The organism is Xanthomonas sp. WHRI 8393 (assembly GCF_040203315.1).
GTDB lineage: Bacteria > Pseudomonadota > Gammaproteobacteria > Xanthomonadales > Xanthomonadaceae > Xanthomonas > Xanthomonas arboricola.
This window is the reverse complement of the sequence record NZ_JBEGGL010000015.1, coordinates 1-2,500: the sequence shown is the minus strand read 5'-3', so window position 1 is coordinate 2,500 and position 2,500 is coordinate 1. Positions and strand designations below refer to the sequence as shown.

Genomic DNA, 2,500 nt, shown 5'->3' with positions numbered 1-2,500 from the left:
AGTCTGATAAGGGCGCATAGTCGCGGGCAGTAGACCCGAAACCGGGTGATCTAGTCATGGCCAGGGTGAAGGTGCCGTAACAGGTACTGGAGGCCCGAACCCACGTCTGTTGCAAAAGACGGGGATGAGCTGTGATTAGGAGTGAAAAGCTAATCGAACCCGGAGATAGCTGGTTCTCCTCGAAAGCTATTTAGGTAGCGCCTCGGACGAATACTACTGGGGGTAGAGCACTGTTATGGCTAGGGGGTCATCGCGACTTACCAAACCATTGCAAACTCCGAATACCAGTACGTACTATCCGGGAGACACACGGCGGGTGCTAACGTCCGTCGTGAAAAGGGAAACAACCCAGACCCACAGCTAAGGTCCCAAATTCACTGCTAAGTGGAAAACGATGTGGAAAGGCATAGACAGCCAGGAGGTTGGCTTAGAAGCAGCCACCCTTTAAAGAAAGCGTAATAGCTCACTGGTCGAGTCGGTCTGCGCGGAAGATTTAACGGGGCTAAGCAGTGAACCGAAGCTTGGGGTGCATAAAACTTGTTTTATGCGCGGTAGAGGAGCGTTCCGTAAGCCTGCGAAGGTGGATTGAGAAGTCTGCTGGAGGTATCGGAAGTGCGAATGCTGACATGAGTAACGATAATGCGGGTGAAAAGCCCGCACGCCGAAAGCCCAAGGTTTCCTTGCGCAACGTTAATCGACGCAGGGTTAGTCGGTCCCTAAGGCGAGGGCGAAAGCCGTAGTCGATGGGAAGCAGGTTAATATTCCTGCACCTCGCGTGAGTGCGATGGAGGGACGGAGAAGGTTAGGTGTACCGGGCGTTGGTTGTCCCGGGGAAAGGCGGTAGGTTTGGATCTTTGGCAAATCCGGGATCCTTTAAGACCGAGCACCGAGACGAGCCTTTATGGCGAAGTCACTGATACCACGCTTCCAGGAAAAGCTCCTAAGCTTCAGCTCACGAAGACCGTACCGTAAACCGACACAGGTGGGTAGGATGAGAATTCTCAGGCGCTTGAGAGAACTCGGGTGAAGGAACTAGGCAACATGGCACCGTAACTTCGGGAGAAGGTGCACCCTTTTTGGTGGCTCATGCGAGCTATAGCTGAAGAGGGTCGCAGAAACCAGGCCGCTGCGACTGTTTATCAAAAACACAGCACTCTGCAAACACGAAAGTGGACGTATAGGGTGTGACGCCTGCCCGGTGCTGGAAGGTTAATTGATGGGGTCAGCCGCAAGGCGAAGCTCTTGATCGAAGCCCCAGTAAACGGCGGCCGTAACTATAACGGTCCTAAGGTAGCGAAATTCCTTGTCGGGTAAGTTCCGACCTGCACGAATGGCGTAACGACAGCGGCGCTGTCTCCACCCGAGACTCAGTGAAATTGAAATCGCTGTGAAGATGCAGCGTTCCCGTGGCAAGACGGAAAGACCCCGTGAACCTTTACTATAGCTTTACACTGAACGTTGAGTTCGTCTGTGTAGGATAGGTGGGAGGCTATGAAACTGTGGCGCTAGCTGCAGTGGAGCCATCCTTGAAATACCACCCTGTCGTGCTTGACGTTCTAACCTAGATCCGTTATCCGGATCAGGGACCGTGTATGGTGGGTAGTTTGACTGGGGCGGTCTCCTCCTAAAGAGTAACGGAGGAGCACGAAGGTACGCTCAGCGCGGTCGGACATCGCGCACTGTGTGCAAAGGCATAAGCGTGCTTGACTGCAAGATCGACGGATCAAGCAGGTACGAAAGTAGGTCTTAGTGATCCGGTGGTTCTGTATGGAAGGGCCATCGCTCAACGGATAAAAGGTACTCCGGGGATAACAGGCTGATACCGCCCAAGAGTTCATATCGACGGCGGTGTTTGGCACCTCGATGTCGGCTCATCACATCCTGGGGCTGTAGTCGGTCCCAAGGGTATGGCTGTTCGCCATTTAAAGTGGTACGCGAGCTGGGTTCAGAACGTCGTGAGACAGTTCGGTCCCTATCTGCCATGGGCGTTGGAAGTTTGAGAGGGGCTGCTCCTAGTACGAGAGGACCGGAGTGGACGAACCTCTGGTGTTCCGGTTGTCACGCCAGTGGCATTGCCGGGTAGCTATGTTCGGAAGCGATAACCGCTGAAAGCATCTAAGCGGGAAGCGCGCCTCAAGATGAGACTTCCCGGGGCACAAGCCCCCTAAAGGAACCATATAGACTATGTGGTTGATAGGTCAGGTGTGTAAGTACAGCAATGTATTGAGCTAACTGATACTAATGATCCGTGCGGCTTGACCATATAACCTCAAGTTGCCTTGGTCCCAACGAACGTTGGTAGATCACCAAACGCAAGCTACGTCACAAGTTACCTATGCGAGACGAGCGCTATCAAGCGCTGCTCCAACCGTCTCCCTGGTGAAATTAGCGCTGTGGAACCACCCGATCCCATCCCGAACTCGGAAGTGAAACGCAGCTGCGCCGATGGTAGTGTGGCTCAAGCCATGCGAGAGTAGGTCATCGCCAGGGGCTTTACCCG

At 53.8% G+C, this 2,500-nt stretch carries 2 rRNA genes (1 of these 2 cut by a window edge); both read left to right on the top strand.

Going from position 1 to position 2,500, the window contains the following annotated elements:
• Nucleotides 1-2,263 (top strand): 23S ribosomal RNA (locus tag ABQ137_RS20615) (it extends 618 nt beyond the left edge of the window).
• Nucleotides 2,264-2,375: 112 nt separating this feature from the next.
• A 5S ribosomal RNA gene (gene rrf / locus ABQ137_RS20610) occupies nt 2,376-2,490 on the top strand.
• Nucleotides 2,491-2,500: the final 10 nt, after the last annotated feature.